Source organism: Achromobacter sp. DMS1, from assembly GCF_001270295.1.
Map to the genome: position 1 here is coordinate 1 of NZ_LHSJ01000223.1, position 7,103 is coordinate 7,103.

3 protein-coding genes and 3 pseudogenes are annotated in these 7,103 nt (G+C 66.4%); 2 read left to right on the forward strand and 4 right to left on the reverse strand.

Annotated elements, in window-relative coordinates; all coding sequences use genetic code 11:
• From AD428_RS20355 to carA, 4 genes and pseudogenes are all read right to left on the reverse strand, one after another.
• Positions 1-165, reverse strand: a 165-nt coding sequence (locus tag AD428_RS20355) for an SDR family NAD(P)-dependent oxidoreductase (protein ID WP_152968170.1), incomplete at its 3' end; no start/stop codon positions are given.
• Positions 166-255: 90 nt separating this feature from the next.
• Entirely contained in the window at positions 256-1,152 is an 897-nt protein-coding gene (gene lpxO / locus AD428_RS20360; protein ID WP_053246387.1) for a lipid A hydroxylase LpxO, read from the reverse strand.
• A gap of 49 nt (positions 1,153-1,201) precedes the next feature.
• Positions 1,202-4,442 (reverse strand): annotated as a pseudogene (gene carB / locus AD428_RS20365) (carbamoyl-phosphate synthase large subunit).
• A gap of 10 nt (positions 4,443-4,452) precedes the next feature.
• Positions 4,453-5,606, reverse strand: a pseudogene (gene carA, locus AD428_RS20370) (glutamine-hydrolyzing carbamoyl-phosphate synthase small subunit).
• A gap of 217 nt (positions 5,607-5,823) precedes the next feature.
• On the opposite strand from carA, the pseudogene tal reads away from it, so the two are divergent.
• A pseudogene (gene tal / locus AD428_RS20375) lies at positions 5,824-6,775 on the forward strand (transaldolase).
• Between the two features lie 155 nt (positions 6,776-6,930).
• Positions 6,931-7,103 (forward strand): hypothetical protein (locus AD428_RS29730; protein ID WP_369798800.1); only part of this gene is annotated, 173 nt, incomplete at its 3' end.

The window sequence follows — 7,103 nt, forward strand, 5'->3', positions numbered from 1 at the left end:
GTCCACGGCGTAGCTGCGGTGCGCGCCCGGCAGGCGGTCCGCCAGTTCGGCCAGCGCCTCCTGCCGCCTGCCCAGCAAGCCCAGCGTGGCGCCGGCCGCCGCGTAGCGTTCGGCCAGGGCGCGGCCGAGCCCGCTGCTGGAGCCGGTGATGAAAACTCGTTGCATGCCGGGCTCCAAGAAGTAGGCAGCTGCAGGCGCGGACGGCCGGCCGCAACCGGCCGGTGGTTTGCCGCCGGGAACGCGGCCGCGCCGGGTTCAAAGAAAGATCAGCGCAAAAATGGCCGCCACGAGCGCCCATTTCGACAGGTAATACAGGGGCTTGCTCTTTTTCTTGAGCGACTTGCCGAAACGCCGCACGGCGTACACCGCGCCGAAGATGCGGTTGATGCCGCCAGTGGCGTCGCCTTCCTGGTTGGGAGAGGCCGCCGCGCGCAGCAGGAAGCCGCCCACCTTGCGATTGAAAGCCTGCGCCCAGCGGTAGCGCATGGGACGCTCGACGTCGGCGAACAGGATGATGCGGTTCTGGTCGGTCTTGTTTTCGGCGTAGTGGATGAAGGTTTCGTCGAAGACCACCGCCTCGCCATCGCGCCAGTAGTAGTCCTGCCCGTCGACGTTGATGTAGCAATCGGGGCTGTTGGGCGTGATGAGGCCCATGTGAAAGCGCAGCGAGCCCGCGTAGGGATCGCGGTGGCGGGGCAACCGGCTGCCGGGAGGCAGGGCCGCGAACATGGCCGCCTTGATGGTGGGAATGTCGGCCAGCAGCCGGGTCGTGATGGGGCAGAGCTCGTTGGCCGAGGGGTGGTCGGCGTCGTACCACTTCAGGTAGAAGCGCTTCCAGCCGCTCTTGAAGAACGAGTTGAAGCCCGCGTCGTTGTACTTGCTGGAAGCCTTGATGTGGCCGTCGCCATACAGGCGCATGGCTTCCGCGCGGATGTCGTCGCAGCGCTCCAGCAGCACCTTCAGCTCCGGGAAGGCGTCCAGGGAAAGATAGGGCTTGTTGGGCACGCCGGAAAAGGCGTACATGAAGCAGTTCAGGGGCGCCGTGAACGTGGAATGATCCAGCGCCTGCCGCGAAAACCTGTGCCTGACGCGGCCACGGAAATGCACGACTGTTGCGCATACGGCGAACAACGCCAGGATGAACCACTTCATTGCATACCTCCGGTGCTGAGCAAGGGGCGCGCGGGCGCACCCCTTGCCTTTACTGCGCTGCGAGCCCGGCGTGCAGTTCCTGCAGCGGATACACCTGCAGGCCCAGCCCCTGACGCAGATATTGCATGCCCTCCACGGCCGCGCGGGCGCCGGCGATGGTGGTGAAGAAAGTGACGCGCGCGGCCAGCGCCTGCGTGCGGATGGTGCGCGAATCGGCGATGGCGTTGCGGCGCTCCTCGACCGTATTGATAACCAGCGCGATTTCGCCGTTCTTCACCATGTCCACGATGTGCGGACGGCCTTCGGTGACCTTGTTGACCGTCTGCACGGGGATGCCGGCGGCCTCGATCTCGGCGGCCGTGCCGCGCGTGGCCACCAGCTTGAAGCCCAGGGCATGCAGCCGCGGGCGACTTCCACCGCACGGGGCTTGTCCTGGTTCTTCACGCTGATGAACACCGTGCCCGATTCGGGCAGGCGCACGCCCGCGGCCAGCTGGGACTTCACGAAAGCTTCGCCGAAGCTCTGGCCCACGCCCATGACCTCGCCGGTGGACTTCATTTCGGGTCCCAGGATGGTGTCCACGCCCGGGAACTTCACGAAGGGGAACACGGCTTCCTTGACCGAGAAGTACGAGGGCACCACTTCCTTGGAGACGCCCTGGTCGGCCAGCGTGCGGCCCGCCATGGCGCGGGCGGCGATCTTGGCAAGCTGCAGGCCCGTGGCCTTGGACACGTAGGGCACCGTGCGCGAGGCGCGCGGATTGACTTCCAGCACGTAGACGTCGCCGCCCTGGATGGCGAACTGCACGTTCATGAGGCCGCAGACGTTCAGCGCCTTGGCCATCATGGAGGTCTGGCGCTTGATCTCGGCGATGACGTCGGCCGACAGCGAATACGGCGGCAGGCTGCAGGCCGAGTCGCCGGAGTGCACGCCGGCCTGCTCGATGTGTTCCATGACGCCGCCGATGAAGACGGTTTCGCCGTCGGCCAGGCAGTCCACGTCGACTTCGGTGGCGTTGTTCAGGAAGCGGTCGAGCAGCACGGGGGAATCGTTGCTGACCTTCACGGCCTCGCGCATGTAGCGTTCGAGATCCTGCTGCTCATGCACGATTTCCATGGCGCGGCCGCCCAGCACGTAGCTGGGGCGCACCACCAGCGGATAGCCGATCTCGGCGGCGTGGGCCAGGGCCTCGCCCTCGGTGCGGGCGGTGCGGTTGGGCGGCTGGCGCAGGCCGAGCTTGTTGAGCAGCTTCTGGAAGCGCTCGCGGTCTTCGGCCACGTCGATGGATTCGGGGCTGGTGCCGATGATGGGCACGCCGTTGGCTTCCAGCGCGCGGGCCAGCTTCAGCGGCGTCTGGCCGCCGTACTGGACGATCATGCCCACGGGGTTTTCCTTGTGGACGATCTCCAGCACGTCTTCGAGCGTCAGCGGCTCGAAGTAGAGGCGGTCGGAGGTGTCGTAGTCGGTGGACACCGTCTCCGGGTTGCAGTTGACCATGATGGTTTCATAGCCATCTTCGCGCAGCGCCAGCGCGGCATGCACGCAGCAATAGTCGAACTCGATGCCCTGGCCGATGCGGTTCGGCCCGCCGCCCAGCACCACGATCTTCTTGCGGTCGGTGGGCGCGGCCTCGCACTCCTCCTCGTAGGTGGAGTACATGTAGGCGGTGCGGGTGGCGAACTCGGCCGCGCAGGTGTCCACGCGCTTGTATACGGGGCGCACGTTCAGCTGGTGACGCAGCTTGCGCACTTCGGATTCGGAGGAATCCAGCAGGAAGGCGAGGCGGCGGTCGGAGAAGCCGCGGCGCTTGAGCTCCCACAGCGTGGCGTAGTCGAGGTCGGCCAGCGTCTTCTGCTCGAGCGCCAGCTCGATGTCGACGATTTCCTTGATCTGCGACAGGAACCACGGGTCGATGTGCGTGATGTTGTGCACTTCTTCGAGGGAGAACCCTTGCGCGAAGGCGTCGCCCACGTACCAGATGCGCTCGGGGCCGGCTCGCCCAGCTCCACCTGCAGCTTCTCGCGGTCGGTGGTTTTCTGGTTCAGGCCGTCCACGCCCACTTCCAGGCCGCGCAGGGCCTTCTGGAAGGATTCCTGGAATGTGCGGCCGATGGCCATGACTTCGCCCACGGACTTCATCTGCGTGGTCAGGCGCGCGTCGGCCTGCGGGAACTTCTCGAACGCGAAGCGCGGCACCTTGGTGACGACGTAGTCGATGGAGGGCTCGAACGAGGCGGGCGTGGCGCCGCCGGTGATTTCGTTCTTGAGTTCATCGAGCGTGTAGCCCACGGCCAGGCGCGCGGCGACCTTGGCGATGGGAAAGCCCGTGGCCTTGGAGGCCAGGGCGGACGAACGCGACACGCGCGGGTTCATCTCGATGACGATCATGCGGCCGTTCTTGGGATTGACGGCGAACTGCACGTTGGAGCCGCCGGTGTCCACGCCGATCTCGCGCAATACCGCGATCGATGCGTCGCGCATGATCTGGTATTCCTTGTCGGTCAGCGTCTGCGCCGGCGCCACGGTGATGGAGTCGCCCGTGTGCACGCCCATGGGGTCGAGGTTCTCGATGGAGCACACGATGATGCAGTTGTCCGCCTTGTCGCGGACCACTTCCATTTCGAATTCCTTCCAGCCCAGCAGCGATTCCTCGATCAGCAGCTCGCTGGTGGGCGAGGCTTCGAGGCCGCGGCGGCAGATGGTTTCGAATTCCTCGGCGTTGTAGGCGATGCCGCCGCCCGTGCCGCCCAGCGTGAAGCTGGGCCGGATCACGACGGGAAAGCCCGAGGTGCCGAGCTCGGCGGCGATGCGACGCTGGACGTCCCAGGCCTCGTCCATGGTGTGGGCCACGCCCGACTTGGCCGATTCCAGGCCGATGTCGGTCATGGCCTGCTTGAACTTCTGGCGGTCTTCGGCCTTCTCGATGGCGTGCTCGTTGGCGCCGATGAGCTCCACGTTGTGCTTCTTCAGCACGCCGTGGTGGGCGAGGTCCAGCGCGCAGTTCAGCGCGGTCTGGCCGCCCATGGTGGGCAGCAGCGCATCGGGCTTCTCGCGCTCGATGATCTTCTCGACGGCCTGCCAGGTGATGGGCTCGATGTACGTGACGTCGGCCGTTTCCGGGTCGGTCATGATGGTGGCCGGGTTGCTGTTCACCAGGATGGTGCGATAGCCCTCGGCCTTGAGCGCCTTGCACGCCTGCGCGCCGGAATAGTCGAATTCGCACGCCTGCCCGATGATGATGGGGCCGGCGCCGATGATGAGAATGCTTTTTATGTCTGTACGCTTGGGCATGATGCAGTCTTTACTTTTGGCCGGCCATCAGGGTGATGAACTTGTCGAACAGTTCGATGATGTCGTGCGGGCCAGGGCTGGCTTCCGGGTGGCCCTGGAAGCAGAATGCCGGACGGTCGGTGAGCTCGAAGCCCTGCAGCGTGCCGTCGAACAGCGAGATGTGGGTGACGCGCGCGTTGGCCGGCAGGCTGGCCGGATCCACCGCGAAGCCGTGGTTCTGGCTGGTGATGTACACCCGCTTGGTGTCCACGTCCTGCACGGGGTGGTTGGCGCCGTGGTGGCCGGTCTTCATCTTGATGGTCTTGCCGCCGACGGCCAGGCCCATGAGCTGATGGCCCAGGCAGATGCCGAAGAGCGGCAGCTTGCGGTCGATGAAGGCGCGGGTGGCCTCGATGGCGTAGTCGCAGGGCTCGGGATCGCCGGGGCCGTTGGACAGGAACACGCCGTCGGGCTGGAGCTTGAAGACTTCGTCGGCGGGCGTCTCGGCCGGCACCAGCGTGATGCGGCAGCCGCGGTCGGCCAGCAGGCGCAGGATGTTGCTCTTCACGCCGTAGTCATAGGCCACGGCATGGAAGCGCGACTGCTCGGGCGAGCCGTAGCCCTGGCCCAGCCGCCAGGTGCCTTCCTGCCAGTCGAGGTTTTCCTTGATGGACACGACCTTGGCCAGGTCCTGGCCCGCCATGCCGGGAAAGCCCTGCGCCAGTTCGACGGCGCGCTCGGCGTCGGTGCCGACCAGAATGCAGGCGCCCTGGGCGCCCTTCTCGCGCAGGATGCGCGTGAGCTTGCGGGTGTCGATGCCGGAAATGGCGACGATGCCCTGCTCGGCCAGATACTCGGGCAGGGACTGCGTGGCGCGGAAATTCGACACGCGGGCGGGCAGTCGCGCACCACCAGGCCGGCGGCATAAACGCGGCGGGACTCCACGTCTTCCTTGTTGACGCCGGTATTGCCGATGTGCGGATAGGTCAGCGTGACCATCTGGCCGCTGTAGCTGGGATCGGTGAGAATTTCCTGGTACCCGGTCATGGCGGTGTTGAACACCACCTCGGCGACAGTATGGCCAGGCGCACCGATCGACACGCCTCGAAAGATGGTACCGTCCGCCAGAGCCAGAATTGCAGGAGGGAAGCGGTTGATCCCCTCGGGAAAAAGTTGCGGCAGCACAGTAAACCCCGGTTTTCAGAATCGATAATCAAACCTTCGAATTATACCTTGAGCGGCCATTTTCCCCGGAAAACCGCGCCAGGCAAGGCCGGAACGGGCGATCCGGCCGGTTGGCGGCGGCCTCGGCCATAGAACGGGCAGCGCGGGCGGCAAGGCGGTGATACGCTTGGTTCTCTTTCCGTTCAACCCGCCGTGAGCAGCACCGGAGCCGTACCGTATGCCCAGCCAGTTAGACGCCCTGCGCAACCACACCACCGTCGTCGCCGACACGGGCGATTTCGAGGCCATGAAGGCCCTGCGTCCCACCGACGCCACCACCAACCCGTCCCTTATTCTCAAGGCCGTGCAGCAGGAAGCCTACCGCCCGCTGCTGGAGCAGACCGCGCGCGACCACCGGGGCGCCTCCACCGCCGAGCTCATGGACCGGCTGCTGGTGGCTTTCGGGCGGGCCATTCTCGACATCGTGCCGGGCCGGGTGTCCACGGAAGTGGACGCGCGCCTTTCCTTCGACACGCGCGGCACCATCGAGCGCGCCCGCGCCCTGGTCGCCCTCTACGAAGCCGCCGGCGTGCCGCGCGAGCGCGTGCTCATCAAGATCGCCTCCACCTGGGAAGGCATACAGGCCGCCCGCGCGCTGCAGGCCGAAGGTGTGCACTGCAACCTCACGCTGCTGTTCTCGCTGCCGCAGGCCGTGGCCTGCGCCGATGCCGGCGCGCAGCTGATCTCGCCCTTCGTGGGCCGCATCTACGACTGGCACAAGAAGGCGGCCGCGCCGCCTGGGCCGAGGACGAGCATGCCGGCGCCAACGACCCGGGCGTGCAGTCCGTGACCCGTATCTACCACTATTACAAGCGCTTCGGCATCGAAACCGAGATCATGGGCGCAGCTTCCGCAACGTGGGCCAGATCCTGGCGCTGTCGGGCTGCGACCTGCTCACCATCAGCCCCGAGCTGCTGCGCAAGCTGGCCGACACCGAGGGAGACGCCCCCGCGCAGCTCAGCCCCGACCGGCTGCCCGCGGACATCGAACGCGTTCCCGCCGACGAGGTCAGTTTCCGCACCCTGCTGAACCAGGACGCCATGGCCACCGACAAGCTTTCCGAAGGCATACGCCAGTTCGTGGCCGACGCCGAAAAGCTGGACGGCCTGATCGAGGCCCAGCGGGGCTGACGCCGCCCGCAGGCGCGGCGGGCGCGCGCAGCCGCGCTGCGCGCCTGGCCGCACAGGGGGCACGGGCGGCCCTGCAAAGGAAGCGCACATTCTTACAAGAACGCTGACAATTTTGACATAATGACATCAGACAGCGCCGCCTTCCTTCTCCCAGAATGACAGCGCCCACCCCCTCTCCTCCCGCGGTCACGCTCGCCAATTGTGAACGTGATCCCGTCCACATCCCGGGCGCGATCCAGCCTCGGGGCCTGCTGCTTGCGTTCGACGCCGACGGCGTGTTGCGCTACGCCAGCGAGACGCCGCCGGGGCGCTGGATGCCGGCCTCGCG